This is a genomic window from Bradyrhizobium sp. USDA 4502 (assembly GCF_054063355.1).
On sequence record NZ_JBSSGF010000001.1, the window covers coordinates 7,859,250 to 7,882,408 of the forward strand.

The window sequence follows — 23,159 nt, forward strand, 5'->3', positions numbered from 1 at the left end:
CCAGGCGTTCCTGGCTTCGTCCCGGTCCGCCGGCTCCGGGTATTGGACGCGTTGGAGCTGACTCAACCCGAGAGAACCGCTACCCGTCCGCGGGACAGTGATGCAACCTGCCCTTCGCGTCCATCCCTCGGGAGTGCGCCCTCGATGCCGAACGTTGTGGCGAGTCCTCTAACACCAGCAGGCGTCACGACGAGCGCACGGCTATCCCTGACATGCTCGACCCAATCGTGCTCGAGAGCGTGATGAAGAATGGCAGCGCCGAGCGCCCCGGCCAGATGCGGCCGGCGCTCGCTCCAGTCGAGACAGGGGCGACAGAACACCCGGCGCTTGGAGGCGAGGCGAAGATCGACGCCTAACTCATCGAAGAATGACCGACCGGCATCGGTGAGTTGTCCGCCATCCTCGTCGAGCAGAATGAACGACTGTTGGACCAACCGGTCGGCGATCGCGACAGCGATGCGGCCGGCCATATGGTCATAGCACGTCCGCGCGTGTCGAAGCGTCTCTCCGCCGCGCCAGAGATTGCGCTGCCGGGCGGGGCCGTCCTGCGCCACCACCATGAGACCTTCCAGCACGCGTGCGACGTGCGGAGAGGCCAGGCGAAAATATCGTCGTCGGCCCTGCTTTGCGAGCGCAAGCAATCCGGCGTCGCTGAGTTTCGCAAGATGGCCACTCGCTGTCTGCGGCGCCACGCCAGACACATAGGCGAGCTCCGAGGCGGTCAACGTTCGGCCATCCATCAGCGCACTGAGCATGTTGGCGCGCGCCGGATCGCCGATGATTGCCGCGACTTGGGCGATTTTGGGTCCCGTATCCATGTGTTTCTCCTACGCCGATGAGGACGCAGTGCCAAGCACGGATACTTCGGCCAAGACCGTAGTGTTTCTGCGAGACCGATTCAATCGCGGGACATAGGTTGTCTGGACACCACTAAGCCCAAGCGAAAGGCATCGCCGCGACGGGACGAAAGATCGTCTCGCGGCTCCAAGTATTCGATTGGCATCGAATGATAATCGCAAAACGGGCTGGTCTGAGCCATCAAAATCTCACAGACAACCGAGTGTGATCAATGCAAACAACTTCGCTCGACACAAGGCAGCCGGAACAAGCCGGCTCTGACAGCGCGCTATCCCGTTCGCCTCTTGCCGCGGCGCTGGCGCTTGCCGCCACGAGCCTCGGCCTCGGCGTCGTGCAGTTGGATATCACCATCGTTAATACCGCGCTGAGCAGCATCAGCACCTCGCTCGGCGGCAGCGTGGCCGAGCTGCAATGGGTGGTGACCGCCTATACCATCGCATTCGCTGCCTTCATTTTGACCGCTGGTGCGCTTGGTGATCGCGTCGGCGCCAAACGGATATTTATAGGGGGCTTCGCGATCTTCACGTTGGCTTCGCTCGCCTGCGCATTGGCTCCGTCGGCGATGTTCCTGATCGTTGCTCGCTCCGTGCAGGGCCTGGCGGCGGCAATCCTGGTGCCGAACTCGCTGACGCTACTCAATCACGCCTATACCGATCCGAAGGCGCGCGGCCGCGCGGTCGGCTTCTGGGCCGCAGGCGCGAGCGTCGCACTGACTGCGGGGCCGCTAGTTGGCGGCGCGCTGATCGCGCTGGTCAGCTGGCGTGCGATCTTTCTTGTCAACTTGCCGATTGGCGCCGCCGGCCTCTGGCTCGCCTGGCGTTACGCCGAGGAGACGCCGCGGCTCGCGCAGCGCGAGATTGATCTGCCGGGACAGATCGCGGCGATTGCAACCCTCGGCGCGCTGGCTGGCGCCCTGATCGAGGGCGGCGCGCTGGGGTGGAGCCATCCGCTCGTCATCATGGGCTTCGCGGGGGCGGCCGTAATCGGACTCCTGTTCGTATGGCGCGAGGCGCGCGCGCCGCAACCGATGCTGCCGCTGTCGTTGTTCCGCCATCACATGTTCGCGCTGACCGCTCTGGTCGGGCTTCTCTTCAACATCGCCTTCTACGGCCTGATCTTCGTACTCAGTCTCTACTTCCAGAACGTCAACGGCTGGTCGCCGTTCGCAACGGGCCTCGCCTTCGTGCCCATGATGGCCATGGTGCTGCCCGCCAACCTGATCACCGCGTCGGCCAGCGAGCGCCTCGGCGCGCCGCAAACCATTGCGCTGGCTTGTATGATTACCGCCGCGGGCTGCGTTGCGCTGCTGCCTATGGCCTCAGGCACCAGCTACGGGGCGATCGGCGCTCAACTGCTCATCCTCGGCGGCGGGCTCGGCCTGCTCGTGCCGTCTTTGACCTCGACGCTGCTCGGCAGTGTCGAGAAGTCGCGATCCGGCATCGCCGCCGGTGTATTGAACGCGACGCGGCAGACCGGCAGCGTGCTTGGCGTTGCCCTGTTCGGCTCGCTGGTCGCAGGGAACAACGCGTTCATGGCAGGCGTGCATGCCTCGCTCGTGATATCGGCCGCTGTGTTGCTCGCAGGTGCGGTCGCGATCTGGCAGGGCCGAGCAAAGGAGGGACGATGACAGGGGCAGGTCGAGCTCATGTGGTGATCCCGGTGGAGCGGTCTAGATCTGCTCACGCTGAGTTCTTCTCAGTTTGGCGCGAAGCGCTCGATCCGTCAGCGCCGCGAGGCGACCCCCGCGATCTGGTCTATCGCTATCGGCCGCGCTGAGCGGGGACGCGCGCGGCGCGCTCAATTCCGCCATCCCGTCACATCAGGCACGTTGTGCAGCTTGTCGGGATTGCGGGTCACATAGACAGCGACGACCCGTTTATTCTCGACATGCAACGCTGTCGTTTGAACGAGGTCGTCCTCGATGGTGATGAAGCCCGGCAATCCGTTGATGGTGGCGTAGCGGATCAATCGTGAGGGATGCATGGCGAACAGGCGGGCGAGCCCCGCGAAACGCTCCATCGCGGCTTCCAGTCCGACCAGAGGTCGCGTCGGCGCCGGGACCTGGCCACCGCCGTCGGCATAGACCACGACATCTTCGGCGAGCATCGCGCGCAACGCGGCGAGGTTGCCGGTGCGTGTGGCGGTGAAGAAGGCGTTGGCGAGCCGCAGGCCCTCTTCATTGCCGACGACGAATCGCGGCCTGGCATCGTGGATATGCGTGCGTGCGCGGCTGGCAAGCTTGCGGCAGGTCGCAGGCTCACGCCCGATCGTCTCGGATACGGCATCGAACCCCAATCCGAACACGTCATGCAGCAGAAAGGCCGCCCGCTCCAATGGCGACAGGCGTTCCAGCGCAATCATCAGCGGCAGGGTCAGATCGTCCGCCGCTTCCTCTGCTTCGGGGTCGAAGAACGGTTCGGGGAGCCACGGTCCGACATAGGCGGCACGCTGGCGCCGCGCGGATTTCAATTCGTTGAGGGATAGTCGGGTGACGATGGTGTGCAGGACTGCCTTGGGATCGCGCATCTGGTCGCGATCGGCAGCGAGCCAACGCACCCAGGCGCTGTGGACGACATCCTCTGCGTCGGCGACCGAGCCCAGCATCCGATAGGCCAGCCGGATCAGACGTGGCCGCAACTCGGCGAAGATCTCGGCAGCTGACGGTTCAGCTGCATCTGTCATGACGCCGCCGGAACGGGCACCGAGGCCGCGTCACGGCCGCGTACAAACTGAAGTGCCGCCTTTGCCACCCGCTGTCCCAGGTGGCGGGCGGTTGCGAGATCGGAATCGGGCGGGGCGGTGTCCGCGCCCTCGTCGGTGTTCGACTGTGCGCCGGCTCCGAGCCAGAACCCCAGCCTGTTCGGATCGGCTTCCGATCCCGATGCGGAGTTGTTCCCCGGGGGCAGATCGAGATTGACCCAATGCATCCCATGCTGCGCGGCGAACAATGCAAGCTGGATCAATGTGGACAGCTTGTCGCCGGCGTGTGCCCCCGAATTGGTGAAGTCTGCCGCGAGCTTGTCCTTCCAGCGATAGCCTTTGGACATCACCGCGCGTGAAGTTGCTTCCTGAAAGGCTTTGAAGGCCGCGGAGGCGGCGCCCATGTAGGTGGGCGTGCCGAAGATCAACGCTTCCGCATCCATCAGCCGATCCCAGTTCTGTTCCACGTGCTCGACAGGCACCAGAAGCGCCTCTGCGCCATCGATATCCTGGACGCCGGACCTGACGGCCTCCGCTTGACGCCGGGTATGACCGTAGGCGCTATGATAGACGATTGCGATCAGGGTGCGACCGCCGCCGGTTCCGAGTGTGTGCATGCTGTCCTCTGCTGCTGCCCTTGCAGAAGCCAAGACAAGACAGCGCGTCGAAACGTGACATGCCCTGCGAATTTTCGTCCGGAGGATGTTGCTCCAATTGACCGCCACGCAGGCCGGGAGCGGCGGCCGCCGGCTCCTTTGCATGGGGTTGTTTTCGATATTTTGGCGGGAGCCGCGGCCACCGGGCGAGCCTCGCCGAAGGATGACCCCGACAATCCCATCCATCGTCACCGGGTACCGGCACCGGGGTCGAACCTGGAGCGGTCGCGCCGGTAACCTTAATTTTTCGTTTCGATTGTCGATAAAGTTTTATCGATTATCCTCGTGGCCATTGAGCGGTGTGACGAACCGCGCGATGAGCGGCAACAGCCGAGTGGCTGGACGACCGCTCTGAAATCGAAGGGTGGGCAGAGCGCAGTGCCAGCCACCTTTCGGGCTGTTCGGCGGCGGCCGGCGGGGCAAATCAATTTTGAAGTGCTTTTGATTGCCAGGTTGCGGCGCATATCGCTCCGCATGAAGCCTTTCAATTGGGATGTTCCAAGATGACGCTCGCGCATGTCCTGATCGCGGCCGGTGGCGGCTTTTTGTTGCTGGCTGGCTTCGTCGCATTTGCCCTTTGGAGAAACGCGCTCCATTCGACGGCGCGGATTTAGCAACAGTCGAGATTGAGATCCGGCGGCCTCGCTCACGGGGACGAGCGAGCGTGGCTGTCGGGATGGCCGCACCGCCGCGCGGCCTGACAGCCGAGCACCGCGCCTTACGACCTACCCCAAGGCGACGCGTGCTCGGCTGTTCAATTCCTGACCAATCTTCGCCGTTCGACGCATTGATTGCGTAAGGGCAATTGCTCCGCTCTCCGCATCACCTCCACGACACGAGATCCAGTCTGCGCGTGATTGCGATGGCCTCGAGGAAGGCCTCATCGTGGCTGACGACCAGCAGCGCGCCGTCATAGGCGCGCAGGCCGGCCTCGACCGCTTCCATCGATTCGATGTCGAGGTGGTTGGTCGGCTCGTCGAGGATCAGGAGTGGCGGCGGCATCACGCCGCCCAGCACACAAGCAAGACCTGCGCGAAGCAACTGGCCGCCGGAGAGGCTCGCAACGGGCTGCAGCGCGGCATCGGCGCGGAACGCGAATCGCGCCAGCGCCGCGCGACAGGCGTTCTCGCCGGCATCCGGATTGATGCGCCGGAAATTCTCCAGGATGGAGGCCGACGCATCGAGCAGGCTGACCGCCTGATCGAACATGGCGAACCGGGTCATCACCTCGACGGTGCCCCGCGCCGCGGTCAATTCGCCGCTGACGAGCTTGAGCAGCGTCGTCTTGCCGGCGCCGTTGGGGCCGGTGATCGCGACGCGCTCCGGACCTGACATGGAGAAGGTGAGATCACGCAGGATCGGCGCGTCCGTGCTGTAGCCTACATCGGCCGCGTCGATCCGCAGCACCATCCTGCTCGCCGGCAGATGCGTCGAGGGCAATTGCACCGAGAACGGTTGCAGCACCTCGATGCGCTGCCGCGCCGCGGTGGCAAGTTCGAGCGCTTGCGTCCGCCGTCGTTCGGCGAGACGGGCGTTCTCGCCGCCGCTATCTTCGCTGCGGTCCTTGCGCAGCCCGGCGGCGATGCGCGGCAAATCGCCCTTGGCGCGCTTCCTTGCACCCGCGCCGTCCTTGCGTGCCTTCCGTTCGTTGGCTTCTCTGGCGTTACGGTCGATCTCGGCGATGCGCTTCTCGGCATCGGCCAGATCGTGTCGTGCTGCCGACAGCTCGATGGTCTTGCGCGCGCGGTACTGGCTCCAATTGCCGCCGTAGCGCCTGACTTCCAGCGAGGTCAGTTCGACGATCGCATCCATCGTCTCCAGCAATTCGCGGTCGTGGCTGACGATGATGGCGCCATGTCGCCAGTCGGCGAGCAGGTCAATCACCGCCTTGCGTCCCGCGCGGTCGAGATTGTTGGTCGGCTCATCCAGCAGCAGAAAATCAGGTTGCGCGAAGGTCAGGGCGGCGAGGCGCGCCCGGGTGGCCTGGCCGCCGGACAGCGCTGCCAGCGGCGCGTCGAGTGCATCGCTCAGTCCGACGCGCTCGAGCGCGGCCGCGATGCGCGTATCGAGCGTCCAGTCGACGTCGGCAATCTCCTCGGAGCTCGCAAGGCCCTGTTCGGCACGACGTAGCGCGGCCAATGCGCGGCGCGCGTCGAACAGGTCGACGACGCGTTCATCCGGCTCTAGCTGAACCGTCTGATGCAGCATCCCGACGCGTCCCTGAACCGAGACCGTGCCGGATTGCGGCGTGCGCACCCTCGCGATCAGGCCGAGCAGCGTCGTCTTGCCGACGCCGTTCCTGCCGACAAGACCGGTGCGTTCGGGTCCGAAGTTCAGATCGATGTTGGAAAGGAGAACCCGGCCGTCAGGCGCGGACAGGGTCAGATGAGAGAGCGCGATCGATGCAGGCATGAATATCCCCGAGGGCAAGGCTGATGGGCGTTGCTGTCAGGGTGAAATCCATGGCCGTCGGCATCCTCAGGGATTGATGATTGACGTGATGTAGTCGTCGATTGAGCCGGGATCAAGGCGCGAAGCCGGCCGTCACGCGGCTTCGGCGAAGGTCCAGCGGTCGGGATCGGGCGTGTGGCCGATCAAAGCGAGGCCGTAGGCGATCGATTCGAATTGATCCGCCGAGGTCAGCCGCGCTGCGCCGAAACGCTCGGCGAACAGGCGCTGCACGGCGGGCACGAACGAGGTGCCGCCGGTCAGGAACACCTTCTCGACGTCGCGGGCGGTGATGCCCGCCTTGGCCAGCGCCTCGTCGACCGTCGCGCCGAGCGGTTCGATGTCGTCGGCGATCCAGGATTCGAAATCGTCGCGCGTCACGGTCGCGCCGATATCGATGCCTTCGCGGGCGAAGCGGAACTCGACACGGTCGCGGCTCGACAGCGCGACCTTGGTGTCCGACACGGCGCGGTAAAGCGCGAAGCCGAGATCGTGGTCGACGATGGTGATGAAATCGTGCAGCGGCGCCGGATCGAGCGCGGTGCGCGCGAGCTGCTGCAACTCGCGCAAATCGCCATTGCCCCGCATCATCGCGAGCTGATGCCAGCGGGCGAGGCTCGAATAATAGTGATTGGGGATCGGCAGCACTTTGTCGAACGAGCGGTAGCTGGTGCCCTTGCCGAGTCGCGGCGAGACGATGTGGTCGACGATGCGGTAATCGAAGGTGTCGCCGGCGATGCCGATGCCGGCGTGGCCTAGCGGTTCGGCGCGCAGTACGCCGCCCTTGCGCGAGAACCGCATCACGGAAAAGTCGCTGGTGCCGCCGCCGAAATCGGCGACCAGCACCGTGGCATCGTGGTCCAGTGTGCGCGCGAAGGAGAACGCCGCGCCGACCGGCTCGTAGACATAGCGCGCATGGCCGGCGCCGAGCCGCTCGAACGCGGCCCGGTAGCGCTGCATCGCCAGCTCGTCATTGGGATTGCCGCCCGCAAACTTCACCGGCCGGCCGACCATGATGGTCGGCGCGCCGAGATCGAATCCTTCGCCGGCATGGCGCGTCAGCGTGCGCAGGAACGCCGCGAGCAGGTCCTCGAACTTGTAGCGTTGCCGGAAGATCTGGGTGGTGTTGAAGGCCGAGCTTGCCGCGAACGTCTTGAACGACTGGATGAAGCGATGGATCGTGCGTCCCTCGAGGAACTGCTCGATCGCCCACGGGCCGCCCTCGGCGCGCGGATGCAGGCCCGCGCCCGGCCGCTCCTCCCAGAAGCACAGCGCGGACACATAGACGCTATGCGTGCGGCCGCCGTGGTCGAAGCGAACAGCCTCGACGCGGCCATCGCCGTCGGACAGCGCGACCACGGTGTTGCTGGTGCCAAAATCGACGCCAATCGAGACGGCGGGCGGGGCGCTCGACATGTCATGCTCGGATTGTCTGTGAAAGGGGGCGGACCTTTAGCGGCTTTGGCCGGATTTGCCAACCCGTCTGGAGCTATCCAGTTGGGCCAGTTCCACCTCCCCTTGGAAAGGGGAGGTCGCTTTGCTCGCTAGAGCAAAGCGGGTGGGGATCCGCGCCCTCCGCAGAGAGCATTGCCTGCGGCTGACCCCCATCCCGACCTTCCCCCTTTCAGGGGGAAGGAAGATGACGGCCTCAATGACGCGGCTCAATCCTTCAACGCGTAGGCGATGACGTAGTCGCCGCGTTTGGTGCCGAACGAGCCGTGGCCGCCGGCCGCGGTGACGACGTATTGCTTGCCGCCAGCCTCGTAGCTCATCGGCGTCGATTGGGCGCCGGCCGGCAGTCGATCCTCCCAGAGCACCTTGCCGTTGCGGACATCGTAGGCCCGGATCGTGTACTCATAGGTCCCGGTGTAGAACGCAACGCCGCCGGCGGTGGTGATCGGCCCGCCCAGCATCGGCACGCCCATCTTGAATGGAAGCGGCAGCGGCGTGGTGTCCCGGATCGTGCCGTTGGGATGCTGCCAGACGATCTTCATCGTCTTCAGATCGATCGCGGCCATCGAGCCCCATGGCGGCCGGTAGCACGGCACGGAGAGCGGCGAGAGGAAGCTCGAGATACCGACGCCGAACGGCGTGCCGTACATCGGCTGCACCCCGACCTCGCTGCCGACCGGTTTCTCGGCTGTCGGCGCCGGAGGATTGAGCGGACCGCGAGGAATGAGCCTGGAGGCGAACGGCAGCGACATCGGATTGGCGATGGCGATCTGCCTGACCGGATCGACCGCGATGCCGCCCCATTCGAACATGCCGAGATTGCCCGGGAAGACCAGCGTGCCCTGCAACGACGGCGGCGTGAAGGTGCCTTCGTAGCGCAAGCGGTGGAACATGATCCGGCACAGCAACTGGTCGAAGATCGTGCCGCCCCACATGTCGGCGCCGGTCAGCTTCGCCTCCGGGCGGAAGGTCAGTTCGGAAAACGGCTGCGTCGCTGCGGAGCGGTCGCCGGGCGCGGGCCCTTGCGGCACCGCGCGTTCCGGCGCCGGCACGATCAGCTCGCCGGTCCTGCGGTCGAGCACGAAGATGTTGCCCACCTTGGTCGGCTGGATCAGCGCGGGAACGACGCCCTTGGCCGTCGTCACATCGACCAGGCTCGGTTGCGAGGGAACGTCCATGTCCCAGAGATCATGATGCACGGTCTGGTACGACCAGGCGCGCTTGCCGGTGTTGACGTCAAGCGCGACGATGGCGCTGGAATAGCGCTCGACCAGCGCATCGCGATTGCCGCCCCAGATGTCAGGTCCGTTGTTGCCGGTCGGGATGTAGACCAGATTCAATTTCGGATCGAACGAGGCGGTGATCCAGGAATTCGGTGACCCGTTGGTGTAATGACGCGTCGGCGACGGCAATGCGTTCTCGTCCGCCGCGCCGGAATCCCAGGCCCAGACCAGCCTGCCGGTATAGACATCGAAGCCGCGGATCACGCCCGACGGCACCTCGACCGCATAATTGTCGATCACCGCGGCGGCCACGACCAGGATCTTGTCGCTGACGACCGGCGGCGACGTCGGCTCGAAGAAGCCGGCGGTCTTGATCCCCATGCCTTGCTGCAGATCGAGGATGCCGTGATCGGCGAAACCATCGCAGAGCTTGCCGCTGTCGGCATCGAGCGCGATCATGCGGCCGTCATTGACGGGCAGGAAGATCCGCCGCGGGCATTCGGCCGGCGCCGGATTGCCGCCAGAGTCGACGGCGCCCTGCGCGGTTTCGTGATAGGAGACGCCGCGGCAAGTCATGTGCTGGAACGTCTTGTTGTGCACGAGCTTGGGGTCGTAGCGCCAGCGCTCCGTGCCGGTCTTGGCGTCGAGCGCAAACAGCACCTGGTGCTGCGAGCAGAGATAGAGCGTATCGCGCACCTTGATCGGGGTGACCTCGAAGGTGGTCTCCCCGGAATCCTCTGGTGTCTTCACGTCGCCGGTGCGGAAGGTCCAGGCGACCTTGAGGTTGCCGACATTGTCAGGCGTGATCTGCTTCAGCGGCGAATAGCGCTGTCCGAACTGCGTACGTCCATAGGCGCGCCAGTCGCCGTCCGGCTGCGGGTCGGCTTCGCTTTGCGGCACGGCAGAGCCGGACTCGGCAATCGTGCCGTTGATGTCGTGATAGCTGGACAGCAGCCCGGCGATGAGCACCGCCGCAGCAGCGACGACGCCGATCCAGAGTGGCGCCGTCGCGCGCATGTAAGGCACCGGCCCGCTTCGTGTCAGGGCACGGACGATCACCGGCGTAAGCAGCCAAAGCGCCATGGGGAAGATGATGTCGCCACGCGCCGCGAGCGGCCACCAGTCGAACCGCACCTCATAGACGGCCCACGCCAGCGTGCCGAGCAGCACGATCGCAAACAGCCAGAGCGCCTGATGGCGCCGCGCCAGCAACAGCGCAGCCGTGGCGAGAATGCCGACGCCGAGGACAATGTAGAAGGGCGATCCACCTAGTGCGGCGAGCCAAATGCCCCCGCCCGCGAGGACCAGGCCGATCAGGGCGTAGACGATAGCCGTGATGAAGACTGCCCTGGATCGCTGCATGGTCGCTCCGGTGCGGGGGAGGGATCGGGCTTGTCCCGCACAAGCGCGACAGACCGCGTCCGCCATCGCGGACTGTCGTTCAGCCAACCGCAACTTGCAACCTGGAACTGCGATGTTGATATGCCACAAGCGCGTAAGGTTGCTATGCGAAACCCGCCGAAGCAAATCATTCAAAATGCGCGCATCTTCAACGGGGAGCAGTGGAGCTGCGGGGCTGACGCAAAGGTGAGAGATCTTCAGCGAATTTTGAATCGACGCGCTCTTCCAGTCCTGTGCAGGCGCTGCTCTATACCGTTCCGCGGATCGCACCGCGGATGGTTGGCGCGCAGGAGAAGCAACAATGACACTGAACCCCACTGCCGAGAATTATCGTGTCGCGGTCGCCGCCTACGAGGCGGGCCGGCCGAGCTACCCTGCGGAGATCGTCGCCGCGCTGCCGCTTGCGGCCGCGCGCTGCGTCGTCGACCTTGGTGCCGGAACCGGCAAGTTCACCCGCCTGCTGCTGCAGCATTTGCCCCCGCGGCTGCGCGCCTGATCGCGGTCGAGCCCGTCGCCGAGATGTCGGCCAGGCTGGCCAGGGAAGCCGGGGTGGAGGTCATCAACACGCGCGCCGATGCGATCAATCTTGATACCGGCAGCGTCGACCTCGTCACCTGCGCCCAGGCGTTCCACTGGTTCGACAACGAGCCGTCGGTCGCCGAGATCGCGCGACTGCTGCGTCCCGGCGGGACGCTTGCGCTGGTCTGGAACAACAGGGATGACCGCACGCCGTGGGTCGACGCGTTGTCCGTCATGATCGAGGGCTATGCGGGCGACACGCCCCGGCAGCGGACCGGACGCTGGCGCTGGATCCTGAAGGACCCGCGCTTCGTGCTTGAGAGGGAAATCGTGCAGGACCATCCGCACCGGATGAAGCGACAGGACGTCTTCGAGCGCATCGCATCGACGAGCTATGTCGCCAATTTGCCCCATGCGGAGAAGGCGGCTCTTCGCGACAAAACCGACAATATCCTGCGTGAGGCCGGTCTCGGCGACGCCGACGAAGTGGTGTTCCCCTATGTCACGCAGCTCTTCCTGCTGACGCGGGCCTAGACCGCGCTATTGCGCGGCGCGTCCTTGCTCGACCGCCTGCTTCAGGCGCGGCAGCGTCATGCGCCAGTAAAAGGCAACGTGTTTGGCGCCTGAGTCGGGCCCGATTTCCCAGCCGCTTCCGCGGCGGATCGGCGACGGCGGCGCCTGCTGGGTGACGGTCAGCACCGTATCGCCGCCGTCAGGCACAAGCGCCATCGTGATCGTCGCATAGGATTGCGGAACATCCGGCAGGCCGGAGACCTGCGACCAATAGGAGTATTCGAGCCGCATCGGCGGCTCGACATGCAGGACGCGGCCCTTGTCGCGATAGCGCTTTGCGCCGATCTCCGCCTCGATGTCGACCGGCGTGCCGATCCGCCAATCGGTCCTGAAATGCGAGTTGCGCCATCTCTCGCCCGCTTTGGGGTCCATGATCGCGTCCCACACATGCGTTGGCTCCGCGGCGATGCGGATCGTTTCGGTGACGGACAGGAAGGCCGGGGGCTCGTGCGTCATTGAATGCTCACTTGTCGCCCACGACTTTCCATTTTCCATCGGCGCCGCGCCGCAGCGAGGGATCGCCGATGCGGATGTGCTGCGCGAGAAAATCGATGAAGGCGCGGACCCGCGCCGGCAGCGGGCCGGCGTGGCCGACGTAGACCGCGTGGATGTCCTCGCGGTCGCCGGGATTGAGGTTTTGCAGCACCGGCACCAGGTGCCCGGCCTCGATATCGGGGCCGATGTGGAACAGCGCCAGCCGGCCGAGCCCGACACCGCCAAGCGTGAGCTGACGCGCGGCTTCGCCGTCGCTGACGCGGGCGACCGGCGGCGGCAGCGCTTCCTCGATCCGTTCAGCGCGGCGGAACGGCCAGCCGCGGATGCTGCGCGGAAAGGTCCAGCCGATGCCGCGATGGGCGGCGAGGTCGGCCGGCGTCTTCGGCGTGCCGAAGCGGGCGAGGTAGGACGGCGCGGCGGCCACCACCATGCGGCTGGTGCCAAGCTTGCGTGCGATCAGCCGCGAGGCGCCGAGCGGACCGACCCGGATCGCGACGTCCGCGCGCGCCTGCATCAGATCGACCAGCGTGTCGGTCAGCACGATGTCGAGCGTGATGTCGGGATGTTCGCGCATGAAGCGCGGCAGCAGCGGCATCACATGCAGCATGCCGAACGGGATGTTGCTGTTCACGGTGAGATGGCCGCGGGGCACGCATGAGGCGGCCTCGCGTTCGGCCTCGTCGATATCGGCGAGGATGCGCTGGGCGCGCTGGTAGAACGCCTGGCCTTCCTCGGTGAGCTGCAGCTTGCGCGTGGTGCGGTTGACGAGCCGCGTGCCGAGCCGGGTCTCGAGCCGCGAGACCAGCTTGCTGACGCCGGACGGTGTCTGGCGCAGGCTGTTCGCGGCAGCCGTGAAGCCGCCGAGATCGACGACGCGAACGAATACGTCCATCTCGCCGGAGCGGTTGGTATCTGTGCGGGCCATATTGAATTCAAGTCACAAATGATTGGATTGCGGCCATTCTAATCCTTCCCCGCCCGGACCGCTATCTCGCTTTGCGGAATCCTTTTGTCCGGAGCGACACATGCCTGCTGCAGTCCTTGCCTTGACCGCCGGTGCCTTTGGCATCGGCACCACCGAATTCCTCATCATGGGACTGCTGCTGCAGGTCGCCGCCGACATGCAGGTATCCGTATCCGCGGCAGGCTTGCTGATCTCCGGCTATGCGCTCGGCGTGTTCGTCGGCGCGCCGATCCTGACGCTTGCAACACGGCGGATGCCGCGCAAGGCGGTATTGCTGGCGCTGATGGCGATCTTCACGCTCGGCAATGCGGCGTGTGCGCTGGCGCCGAGCTACGGGCTTTTGATGGCGGCACGCATTCTCACCTCGCTGGCGCACGGCACATTCTTCGGCGTCGGCTCCGTGGTGGCGACAAGCCTCGTCCCGGAAGACAAGCGCGCATCGGCGATCGCCACGATGTTCATCGGGCTCACGGTCGCGACCCTGCTCGGCGTCCCCTTCGGCGCCTGGTTCGGCCTGATGCTCGGCTGGCGCGCGGCGTTCTGGGCGGTGGCCGCGATCGGCGTGATTGCGTTCATCGTGCTGGCGGTGCTGGTCCCCGGCCATGTCGGCGCCAACGACAAGCCTGCGCCGCTGCGCGAGGAGCTCGGCGTGCTCGGCCGCCCGCAGGTGCTGCTCGGACTTGCGATGACGGTGTTCGGCTTCGGCGGGCTGTTCGCGGTCTTCACCTATGTGCAGCCGATCCTGACGCGGATCACCGGATTCTCCGACGCCGCGGTGTCGCCGATCCTGCTGGTGTTCGGTGCCGGCCTTGCGATCGGCAACGTCGCCGGCGGACGGCTCGCCGACAAGGGACTGGCGCGGGCGCTGCTGGCATCGCTCGGCGGCCTCGCCGCCGTGCTCGTCGCGCTGACGGCGGTCGTCTCGATCAAGGCACTGGCGGTCGTGCTGCTGTTCATTCTCGGCATCGCCGCGTTCGCGACCGTCGCGCCGCTGCAGCTCCGCGTGCTCGAAGCCGCCGGCGTCGAAGGGCGGACGCTGGCCTCGAGCCTGAATATCGCGGCGTTCAATTTGGGCAACGCGCTCGGCGCCTGGGCCGGCGGCGTCACCATTGATCGCGGCCTCGGCCTCGGCGCGCTGCCGCTGGTAGCCGCCGTCATCACTGCAATCGGCCTGTTGCTTGCGCTGTGGAGCCTGCGCCTCGATCGGCCGATCGCGCTCGCCGCGCAGTGCCCGGCGGAATGAATCGGATCAAGGGAGCATGACCATGGAATACCGCAATCTCGGTGCGTCCGGCCTGAAAGTCCCGGTGCTCAGCTTCGGCACCGGCACCTTCGGTGGCCAGGGGCCGCTGTTCTCGGCCTGGGGCCGCAGCGACGCCAGCGAGGCGCGACGGTTGATCGACATCTGCCTCGAGGCCGGCGTCAATTTGTTCGACACCGCCGATGTCTATTCGAACGGCGCGTCGGAGGAGATCCTCGGCGCCGCGATCAAGGGCCGCCGCGACAAGGTGTTGATCTCGACCAAGACCGGCCTGCCGATGGGCGACGGCCCGCTCGATGCCGGTACGTCGCGGTATCGCCTGGTCGCCGCGGTCGACGCCGCGCTGCGCCGGCTCGGCACCGACTATATCGACCTGCTGCAGCTTCATGCCTTCGATGCCTTCACGCCGGTCGACGAGGTGCTGTCGACGCTCGACGCGCTGGTGCGTGCCGGCAAGCTGCACTATGTCGGCGCCTCGAATTTCTCCGGCTGGCATCTGATGAAATCGCTCGGTGTCGCCGAGCGGCACGGCTGGCCGCGCTATGTGGCGCACCAGGTCTATTATTCGCTGGTCGGCCGCGACTATGAATCCGAGCTGATGCCGCTTGCGCTCGACCAGGGCGTCGGCGCGCTGGTCTGGAGCCCGCTCGGCTGGGGCCGTCTCACCGGCAAGATCAGGCGCGGGCAGCCATTGCCGACCAACAGCCGCCTGCACGAGACCGCGCAGTTCGGGCCGCCGGTCGACGACGAGAAGCTTTACGCGATCGTCGACGCGCTGGACGTGGTAGCCACGGAGACCGGCCGCAGCGTGCCGCAGATCGCGATTGCCTGGCTGTTGGCGCGGCCGAGCGTGTCGTCCGTAATCATTGGCGCCCGCGATGAGGCGCAGTTGCGCGACAATCTCGGCGCGGTCGGATGGTCGCTCTCGGCGGACCAGATCGCGCGTCTCGATCGCGCGAGCGCGGTGATGCCGGCCTATCCGTACTATCCCTACCGGATCCAGGAAGGCTTCGCGCGCCTCAATCCGCCGCCAGTGTGAGTCCGTCGCTGGCCCGGTCTCACGCCTGGACGGAGTGCTCGCAGACCTGCCGGCGATATTCCGCCGGCGTGACGTTCATGTGCTGCCGGAACACGCGATTGAGGTGGCTTTGATCGGCAAAGCCGGCGAGCAGCGCGATCTCCTTCAGTGCGACGCGGTCCTTGCGCAGATGCTGGCACGCATGCTCCACCTTGCGCCGCAGGACATAGGCATGCGGCCGCATGCCGTAATGCACGCGGAATTTGCGGGCGAACTGGACCGGCGTGCAATTGCAGATGTTCGCGAGCTCCTCCAGCGTGATGTTCCGGAAGATGTTCTGCTCGATATAGTCCTCGATCAGCCGGGCATGCGCCGGGCGAAAGCGTCCTTGCGCGCAGGGCATCTTGAACTCGATCGCCGCATATTTCCGCAGAATATGCACGCTCGCCTGCAGCGCCAGCGCGTCATAACAGAGGCGTCCGCCCGGACCTCCCGAGGCAACCTCCTGAACCATCTGGTCGTTGATCCAGGTCAGCATCGGATCTTCGGCCTTGAGCAGATCGTGCAGCTCGATCGCCTCGGCGTCGCGGTCGAAGGCATCGCTCGCCGTCTTCATCATGAGGGCGGGGGAGATATAGAAGTGCGTGACCTCGATGTCATTCTTCCAGTGCCAGCTTGACGGCTCTGCGCGGGTCAGGAGTGACGTGACGCCGCGACCGACGTGATCCTGCTTCCATGCGCCGGTGACACGGCGGTTCATCGACGTCGTGCCGTCGCGATAGAGCACGAGGAGGAAGTTCTCCGATGGCGGGACCCAGATGTCGGACGGCGCATAGCGGAAGATGCGCAGCCGGAAATCGTTCCTCCCGACTGAGGCGCTATCCAGCTTCAGCTCGCCGGGAGCGTAGCGCGGCAGCTCCTCGACCGTGATCAACTGGCCCATCGCGCGAGCCTCCTCCCTGGGATTCGTGGCGCGGTTGACCGCTTGTTCTTGGCCGGACGGCTGAGCGCAGAATAGGCCGCTTTCGCCATTTGCCAAGGAGACCAATGGCCGGTCGGGCAATTGAACGGCGGCGTTCCAGAGATTGTCGGTTTCGTCCAAGCCGCGCGGCCGAACGGCCCGTAGCCTGCTCTGCGTTTCGGCGACAGCGCGAGCGGTCGAGACCCAAATTGACGCAACGCACCATCATCCGGCGACACCGCGGATGGGAAGGTGCGTGCGAGAAGCCAGACACAGGAGGAAATCATGACCGAGACCGTCACAAGGTCGAATGGAAGCAATGGTGCGCATGCAACCACCAAGCTCGACGCCGTGGTCGTCGGCGCCGGCGTCGCCGGTCTCTATCAATTGTTCCGCCTGCGTGAGCAGGGATTGAGTGTGAAGGCGATCGACGCCGGGTCTGGTGTCGGCGGCACCTGGTACTGGAACCGCTATCCCGGAGCACGCTTCGATTCAGAAGGCCACACCTATCAGTACCTGTTCTCCGAGGAGCTTTACAAAGGCTGGAGCTGGAGCGAGCGATTCCCGGGCCAGCCGGAAATCGAGCGCTGGCTGAACTACGTCGCCGACCGCCTCGATCTCAGGAAGGACATCCAGTTCGGCACCACGGTGAAGAGCGCGCATTTCGATGAGGCGACGCAACGCTGGCTGGTCGCGACCGACCAGGGCGACGTGATCGATACCCAGTTCCTCGTCACCTGCTGCGGCATGCTCTCGGCCCCGCACGTGTCCTTCCCGGGACAGGAGACGTTCAAGGGCAAGCTGTTCCACACCGCGCGCTGGCCCAAGGGGCCGATCGAGCTTGCCGGCAAACGCGTCGGCGTGGTCGGCAATGGCGCGACCGGAATCCAGGTGATCCAGTCGATCGCCGGTGAGGTCGGCCACCTCAAGGTGTTCATCCGCACCCCGCAATACATCATCCCGATGAAGAATCCGAAATGGGATGCGTCGGATGCCGAGGCCTACAAGTCTAAGTTCAAGTTCCTCACCGAGCGGCTGCCGAAAACGTTCACCGGCTTCGAATTCGACTTCGAGCACGCCTGGGCCGACCTGACGCCGCAGCAGCGCCGCGAGGTGATCGAGGACTGCTGGAACGACGGATCCCTGAAGCTGTGGGTCTCGTCCTTCGCCGAACTGTTCTTCGACGAAGCCGTCAATGCCGAGATCACCGAATTCGTGCGCGAGAGGATGCGCGAGCGGATCAAGGACCCCAAGCTGTGCGAACAGCTGATTCCCGCTGACTACGGCTTTGGCACGCACCGCGTGCCGCTGGAGAGCAATTGCCTCGAGGCTTTCCACCGGCCCAATGTCGAGATCGTCAGCGTGAAGAACAATCCGATCGCCCGCATCACGCCTGAGGGTATCCAGACCGCCGACGGCACGGTGCACGAGTTCGACGTCATCATCCTGGCGACCGGCTTCGACGCCGGAACGGGAGCGTTGACGCGGATCGATATCCGCGGCCGCGACGGGCGATCGCTGAAGGACGATTGGGGCAGGGACATCCGTACCACGATGGGGTTGCAGGTCCATGGCTATCCGAACCTGTTCACAACAGCGGTGCCGCTCGCGCCCTCGGCCGCACTCTGCAACATGACCACCTGCCTGCAGCAGCAGGTGGAGTGGATTGCCGATTGTATCAGATATTTGCGCGGCAAGAACCTGAACGTCATCGAGCCGACCAGGGATACTGAGGATCAGTGGGTGGCGCATCACGATGAGACCGCCAACGCAACGCTGATCGCGAAGACCAACTCCTGGTACCTGGGCTCGAATGTCGAGGGCAAGCCGCGCCGGGTGCTGTCCTATTGCGGCGGTGTCGGCACCTATCGCCAGAAATGCGACGAGGTCGCCGCGAGCGGCTATAGCGGTTTCGCCACGCAGTAGGGCCGACCGCATTCGGACCTCGTAGCCCGGATGGAGCGAAGCGTAATCCGGGGGCTTGTGCCGCCCGGCGTCGCTGGTCCCGGATTTCGCTCCGCTCCATCCGGGCATCACAAAACACAGGAGGAAGACAATGAGCACGAATTTCAGTGCAGCAGCAGATGCGATTCTCGACGGCGTCGTGACTTCAAACCCGCGCGTTCCCGGCGTCGTTGCGATGGTGACCGACCGCCATCGCAACATCTACGAAGGTGCCGCCGGCAAGCGCCGTCTCGACCAGCCCGCCGATATGACGGCCGATAGCGTGTTCGCGATCTTCTCGACCACCAAGGCGATCACCGGGACGGCCGTCTTGCAGCTCGTCGAGGAAGGCAAGCTCGATCTCGACGCACCCGCCAGGACCTACGCGCCCGACATCGGCAAGCTCCAGGTGATCGAGGGTTTTGACGACAAGGGCGAGCCGCGGCTGCGTCCGCCGAAGCGCGACATCACCACCCGCATGCTGATGGTCCACAGCGCGGGTCTGAGCTACGACTTCATCAATCACACCTATAACCGGCTGGCGCAGGAGAAGGGGCAGCCCAGCGTCATCACGGCGTCCAAGGCTTCGCTGATGACGCCGCTGCTGTTCGATCCGGGCGAGCGCTGGGAGTACGGCACCAACATGGACTGGTGCGGCCAGATCGTCGAGGCCATCACCGGCCGCCGGCTCGGCGAGGTCTTCAGGACGCGGATCTTCGAGCCGCTCGGGATCATGGACACGACGTTCGAGCTCACCGACGCGATGCGCCGCAAGCTCGCCGGCATCCACGCCCGCAACGCCGACGGCTCGCTCACGCCGATGGATTTCGAGCTGCCGGCCAATCCCGAAATCCACATGGGTGGCCACGGGCTTTACGGGACCATCGGCGACTACATGCGCTTCATCCGGATGTGGCTGAACGACGGCGCCGGCGAGCACGGGCGTGTCCTGAAGGCGGAGACCGTGCGGATGGCGGAGAAGAATCATCTCGGCAACAACAAGGTCACCGCGATCACCGGCGTGATCACCTCGCTCGCCAACGACGCCGAGTTCTTCCCCGGTCAGTCGAAGTCCTGGGCGTTGAGCTTCATGATCAATGACGAGCAGGCTCCGACCGGCCGCCCCGCCGGTGCGCTCGGCTGGGCCGGTCTCGCCAATTTGTTCTACTGGATCGATCGGCAGAACGGTTTTGGCGGATACTGGGCGACGCAGATCCTGCCGTTTGGCGATCCGACGTCCTTCATCGGCTACATCAATTTCGAGACCGCGTTCTACGAGTCCCTGAGGCTGCGCAAGGCGGGATAGGGACAGCCAATCGGAGCGCGCTAAAGGCTAGCTCGCTCCGAGCAGCTCCGTGATCAGCCCCGCTGCCTTGATCCCGGTGCCGCTGATGATGACGACGGTGCGCTCCGCCGGCCGGATCGCGCCGCGCGCCTTCAGGACATCGAGCGCGGCGGCGGCCGAGGCCGAGGTCGGCTCGACGAACAGGCCGGTCTGCGCCAGCCGCTTCAACGCGGCGACGATGCCGTCTTCGGGAATTGCGACGGTGCCGCCGCCGCTCTCGTTCAGCGCCGCGATCATCTGCTTCAGCCGCAGCGGATGCTTGATCGCGGTGCCTTCCGCGATGGTCTTGCGGACCGCGCGATCGACCGGCGTGTCGACGCCGGCGGCGAAGCTGGCATCGACCGGCGAGCAGTTGAGCGGCTGTGCCGCGAACAGGCGCGGCAGGCGCGCGATCTGCCCGGCCGCCAGCAGTTCCTTGAAGCCGATATAGCAGCCGAGCAGGCTGCTGCCGGCGCCGACCGGCATGATGACGTTGTCCGGCGCGGTGAAGCCGAAATCTTCCCAGATCTCGTAGGCCAGCGACTTGGTGCCCTGCAGGAAGAACGGTTGCCAGTTGTGGCTGGAGTAGAAGATCTGCTTCGACTGGCGGATCGCTTCCGCCTCGGATTCCTCGCGCGGGCCTTCGACCAGCTGCACCTCGGCGCCGAAGGCGTGCATCTGGGCCACCTTCATCGGCGACGTCGTCGCCGGCGCGAGGATTCTGACCCGCATCCCGCCCGCCGCGCCATAGGCAGAGACCGACGCGCCACCATTGCCGGAAGAGTCCTCCAGCACCGCATCGACGCCAAGCTGTCGCAGGAACGACAGCATCACCGTGGTGCCGCGATCCTTGAAGCTTGCGGTCGGATTGAACCATTCGAGCTTGAAATGCGGCCGCAGCTCATCCCACGCCTTCTCGACGGCAGGCGTGCAGCCTTCGCCCATCGTGATCGGCTGCCCGATTTCGACCGGCAGCGCCGCGCGGTAGCGCCACAGCGACCGCGTCGCGCGATCGATGTCGTCGCGGGAGATGCCCGGCAGCGGCGTTATCAGGAGCGGCTTGCCTTCGTCGGAGCACCAGCGCGGATTATCCAGCGGATAGAGCTTTCCGTTGAGCGGGTCGATGTAGCTGGGTGAAGGCATGTCGTGAAATCCCAAACGCGAGTGGCATTCAGCGGCCGTTACGCCGCGCCGGCCTGCCTGCTCAGATAACTCTTTGCAAAATCGAGATACCAGTCGAGGCATCCTGGATTGGCCATCGCATCGCGATTGATGACCTTCTCGACGGGGTGGCCGAGCAGCAGCTTCTTGACCGGCAGCTCCTGCTTCTTGCCGGACAGCGTGCGCGGAATCTCCGCCACCACGAAGATGTCGTTGGGCAGGAAGCGGCGCGACAGCCCGGCCTCGACCGCCTTGTTGATCTTCGCCTTCATCGCGGCATCGAGCGCGATGCCCTCGCGCAGCACCACGAACAGCGGCATGTAGCTGTCGCGGCCGAGATATTCGAGGTCGACGACCATCGAATCCAGCACCTCCGGCAGCGCCTCGATCGCGGAATAGAGCTCGCTGGTGCCCATCCGCAAGCCATGGCGGTTGATGGTGGCGTCGCTGCGGCCATAGATCACGCAGGAGCCGTCGGGGTTGATCTTGAGCCAGTCGCCATGCCGCCACACCGGGCCGCGGCCACTTCCGTCGAAATTGTCGGGGTAGGTCTCGAAATAGCTGGAAAGGTAGCGCGCGTTGCCGGGATCGTTCCAGAAGCGCAGCGGCATCGAGGGCAGCGGCTCGGTGCAGACGAGCTCGCCGACCTCGTCGATCACCGCGCGGCCCTGCTCGTCGAACGCTTCCACCGCGCAGCCGAGCAGGCGGCATTGCATGATGCCCGGCGTCTGCGGCAATTCGCGATTGCCGCCGATGAAGGCGCCGGCGAAGTCGGTGCCGCCGGAAATATTGGCCCACCACATATCGACCTGCGCGGCGTTGCCGTTCTGCTTCGCAAGCGCGGCGAAGCGCTCGTTGAACCAGGCCTGGGTGTCGGCGCTGAGCGGCGAGCCGGTCGAGCCGAGCGTGCGCAGGCCCGAGAGGTCGCCGACGGCAGCGAGATCGATTTCCGCCTTGGTGCAATTGGCAAAGAACGCCGCGCCTGCGCCGAAGAAGGTCGCCTTGGCGTCGGCGACGAAGCGCCACAGCGTTGTCCAGTCCGGCTTGTCCTTGGTGCCGCCGGGACTGCCATCGAAGATGCAGCAGGTCGTGCCGTTGAGCAGGCCGTTGGCCTGGCAATTCCACATGATCCAGCCGGTCGAAGAGTACCAGTGAAAACGTTCGCCGAACGAGTTTGGCTGATAGCTGCAACCGATGTCGTTGTGCAGCGTCGAGAGCGGCAGCGCCACCACGATGATGCCGCCATGGCTGTGCAGGATCGGCTTCGGCAAGCCGGTGGTGCCCGAGGAATAGACGATCCAGAGCGGATGATCGAACGGCAGCCATTCCGGCTCGAAGGCGTCGATCGCCGCGCTCCGGCCCGCGAGGATCGCTGACAATCGCGTCTCGGACGGCGCGGCGTCGCTGTGCAGGATGACATGCTGCACGGTCGGCAGCGCGCGCCGCAATTCCTCGATCACACCTTGCCGGTCGTGGCGCCGGCCGGCATAGGTCACGGCGTCGCAGGCGATCAGCACCTTCGGCTCGATCTGCTTGAAGCGATCGATCACCGCGGGCGCCGCCATGTCGGGCGCGCAGACGCTCCAGACCGCGCCCAGGCTCGCGGTCGCGAGGAACGCGATGATCGTCTCGGGAATGTTCGGCAAGTAGGCGGCGACCCGGTCGCCGGCGCGCACGCCGTTGGCCTTCAGATGCAGCGCCAGCGCTGCCGATTTGCGCTGCAGCTCGGGCCAGCTCGTCTCCGAGAGCTTGCCGTCCTCGCCGCTCGAGATCAAGGCCGGCAGTCCCGCGGCATGCGCCGGCGCGACATGGCGGAAGACCTGGCGCGCGTAGTTCACCGCAGCGCCGGGAAACCACACCGCGCCCGGCATCTTGCGCTCGGCCAGCACCGCCGAATGCGGCGTCGGCGAGCGCAGGTCGAAATAATCCCAGACGCTCTGCCAGAAGCCGTCGATATCGGTGACCGACCAACGCCGCATCGCCTCGAAATCCGCAAATTCAAGGCCGCGCGTCTGCTTCAGCCATTGGCGGTAAAGGGCCATTTGCGGGACGTAAGCTGCTGTCATGGGCGTTTCCGAAAGTCCTTGTGTCGTGGCAGGCGATCGAGGCCCGCCGGCGTGTCTTAACATAGTGATGCGAGCACGGGGAACGCAGTCGAACTGCTGCCTGCGTCATATTCTTACCGCCGCCGCAGCATGCTA

At 65.4% G+C, this 23,159-nt stretch carries 19 protein-coding genes; 7 read left to right on the plus strand and 12 right to left on the minus strand.

Annotation, left to right across the window (positions count from 1 at the left end):
- Window positions 1-62: 62 nt before the first annotated feature.
- Window positions 63-818, minus strand: a complete 756-nt coding sequence (locus ACVW1B_RS36640; protein WP_253605426.1) for an ArsR/SmtB family transcription factor — start codon at window positions 816-818, stop codon at window positions 63-65.
- A 251-nt stretch (window positions 819-1,069) separates the two neighbouring features.
- On the opposite strand from ACVW1B_RS36640, the gene ACVW1B_RS36645 reads away from it, so the two are divergent.
- Window positions 1,070-2,485, plus strand: a complete 1,416-nt coding sequence (locus ACVW1B_RS36645; protein ID WP_253605424.1) for an MFS transporter — start codon at window positions 1,070-1,072, stop codon at window positions 2,483-2,485.
- A 170-nt stretch (window positions 2,486-2,655) separates the two neighbouring features.
- Here the strand turns inward: ACVW1B_RS36645 and ACVW1B_RS36650 are convergent, their stop codons facing one another.
- From ACVW1B_RS36650 to ACVW1B_RS36675, 6 genes are all read right to left on the minus strand, one after another.
- Window positions 2,656-3,540, minus strand: coding sequence for a sigma-70 family RNA polymerase sigma factor (locus tag ACVW1B_RS36650; RefSeq protein ID WP_253605422.1), 885 nt, complete (start codon window positions 3,538-3,540; stop codon window positions 2,656-2,658).
- On the minus strand, window positions 3,537-4,175 hold the full coding sequence (locus tag ACVW1B_RS36655) for a flavodoxin family protein (protein ID WP_253605421.1): 639 nt from the start codon (window positions 4,173-4,175) through the stop codon (window positions 3,537-3,539). Before ACVW1B_RS36655 ends, ACVW1B_RS36650 begins: the two co-directional genes overlap by 4 nt.
- A 278-nt stretch (window positions 4,176-4,453) precedes the next feature.
- The gene (locus ACVW1B_RS36660; protein ID WP_253605419.1) at window positions 4,454-4,864 is read right to left on the minus strand and encodes a hypothetical protein; all 411 of its coding nucleotides are present in this window, start codon (window positions 4,862-4,864) and stop codon (window positions 4,454-4,456) included.
- Window positions 4,865-5,036: 172 nt separating this feature from the next.
- Window positions 5,037-6,626 carry an ABC-F family ATP-binding cassette domain-containing protein gene (locus ACVW1B_RS36665; protein ID WP_253605417.1) on the minus strand — a complete coding sequence of 530 codons (1,590 nt, stop codon included), beginning with the start codon at window positions 6,624-6,626 and terminating at the stop codon, window positions 5,037-5,039.
- 132 nt (window positions 6,627-6,758) lie between these two features.
- Window positions 6,759-8,078: an Hsp70 family protein gene (locus tag ACVW1B_RS36670; protein WP_253605415.1), complete on the minus strand. Its 1,320-nt coding sequence runs from the start codon at window positions 8,076-8,078 to the stop codon at window positions 6,759-6,761.
- Window positions 8,079-8,323: 245 nt separating this feature from the next.
- On the minus strand, window positions 8,324-10,699 hold the full coding sequence (locus tag ACVW1B_RS36675; RefSeq protein WP_456822817.1) for a glucose/quinate/shikimate family membrane-bound PQQ-dependent dehydrogenase: 2,376 nt from the start codon (window positions 10,697-10,699) through the stop codon (window positions 8,324-8,326).
- A gap of 340 nt (window positions 10,700-11,039) precedes the next feature.
- On the opposite strand from ACVW1B_RS36675, the gene ACVW1B_RS36680 reads away from it, so the two are divergent.
- Both ACVW1B_RS36680 and ACVW1B_RS36685 read left to right on the plus strand, forming a co-directional pair.
- Complete coding sequence (locus tag ACVW1B_RS36680; protein WP_456822818.1) at window positions 11,040-11,234, plus strand: hypothetical protein; 195 nt, start codon at window positions 11,040-11,042, stop codon at window positions 11,232-11,234.
- Window positions 11,235-11,257: 23 nt separating this feature from the next.
- The gene (locus ACVW1B_RS36685; RefSeq protein ID WP_456822819.1) at window positions 11,258-11,791 is read left to right on the plus strand and encodes a class I SAM-dependent methyltransferase; all 534 of its coding nucleotides are present in this window, start codon (window positions 11,258-11,260) and stop codon (window positions 11,789-11,791) included.
- A gap of 6 nt (window positions 11,792-11,797) precedes the next feature.
- Here the strand turns inward: ACVW1B_RS36685 and ACVW1B_RS36690 are convergent, their stop codons facing one another.
- On the minus strand, window positions 11,798-12,286 hold the full coding sequence (locus ACVW1B_RS36690; RefSeq protein WP_456822820.1) for an SRPBCC family protein: 489 nt from the start codon (window positions 12,284-12,286) through the stop codon (window positions 11,798-11,800).
- A gap of 7 nt (window positions 12,287-12,293) precedes the next feature.
- On the minus strand, window positions 12,294-13,250 hold the full coding sequence (locus ACVW1B_RS36695; protein ID WP_253605407.1) for a LysR family transcriptional regulator: 957 nt from the start codon (window positions 13,248-13,250) through the stop codon (window positions 12,294-12,296).
- A 100-nt stretch (window positions 13,251-13,350) separates the two neighbouring features.
- On the opposite strand from ACVW1B_RS36695, the gene ACVW1B_RS36700 reads away from it, so the two are divergent.
- Together ACVW1B_RS36700 and ACVW1B_RS36705 are read left to right on the plus strand one after the other, a co-directional pair.
- A complete protein-coding gene (locus ACVW1B_RS36700) occupies window positions 13,351-14,532 on the plus strand; it encodes an MFS transporter (RefSeq protein WP_253605405.1) in 1,182 nt (393 codons plus the stop codon).
- Between the two features lie 22 nt (window positions 14,533-14,554).
- A complete protein-coding gene (locus ACVW1B_RS36705; RefSeq protein WP_253605403.1) occupies window positions 14,555-15,589 on the plus strand; it encodes an aldo/keto reductase in 1,035 nt (344 codons plus the stop codon).
- Between the two features lie 19 nt (window positions 15,590-15,608).
- Here the strand turns inward: ACVW1B_RS36705 and ACVW1B_RS36710 are convergent, their stop codons facing one another.
- A complete protein-coding gene (locus ACVW1B_RS36710) occupies window positions 15,609-16,511 on the minus strand; it encodes a helix-turn-helix transcriptional regulator (protein WP_253605401.1) in 903 nt (300 codons plus the stop codon).
- Window positions 16,512-16,814: 303 nt separating this feature from the next.
- Here ACVW1B_RS36710 and ACVW1B_RS36715 point away from each other — a divergent pair, with 303 nt between their 5' ends.
- Together ACVW1B_RS36715 and ACVW1B_RS36720 are read left to right on the plus strand one after the other, a co-directional pair.
- Window positions 16,815-18,455, plus strand: coding sequence for a flavin-containing monooxygenase (locus ACVW1B_RS36715; protein ID WP_456822821.1), 1,641 nt, complete (start codon window positions 16,815-16,817; stop codon window positions 18,453-18,455).
- Between the two features lie 130 nt (window positions 18,456-18,585).
- On the plus strand, window positions 18,586-19,779 hold the full coding sequence (locus ACVW1B_RS36720) for a methyl acetate hydrolase AcmB (RefSeq protein ID WP_253605396.1): 1,194 nt from the start codon (window positions 18,586-18,588) through the stop codon (window positions 19,777-19,779).
- A gap of 27 nt (window positions 19,780-19,806) precedes the next feature.
- Here ACVW1B_RS36720 and ACVW1B_RS36725 read toward each other — a convergent pair whose 3' ends face one another.
- Both ACVW1B_RS36725 and ACVW1B_RS36730 read right to left on the minus strand, forming a co-directional pair.
- Window positions 19,807-20,940, minus strand: a complete 1,134-nt coding sequence (locus ACVW1B_RS36725; protein WP_253605393.1) for a threonine synthase — start codon at window positions 20,938-20,940, stop codon at window positions 19,807-19,809.
- A 38-nt stretch (window positions 20,941-20,978) separates the two neighbouring features.
- Window positions 20,979-23,024: an acetoacetate--CoA ligase gene (locus ACVW1B_RS36730; RefSeq protein ID WP_253605390.1), complete on the minus strand. Its 2,046-nt coding sequence runs from the start codon at window positions 23,022-23,024 to the stop codon at window positions 20,979-20,981.
- Window positions 23,025-23,159: the final 135 nt, after the last annotated feature.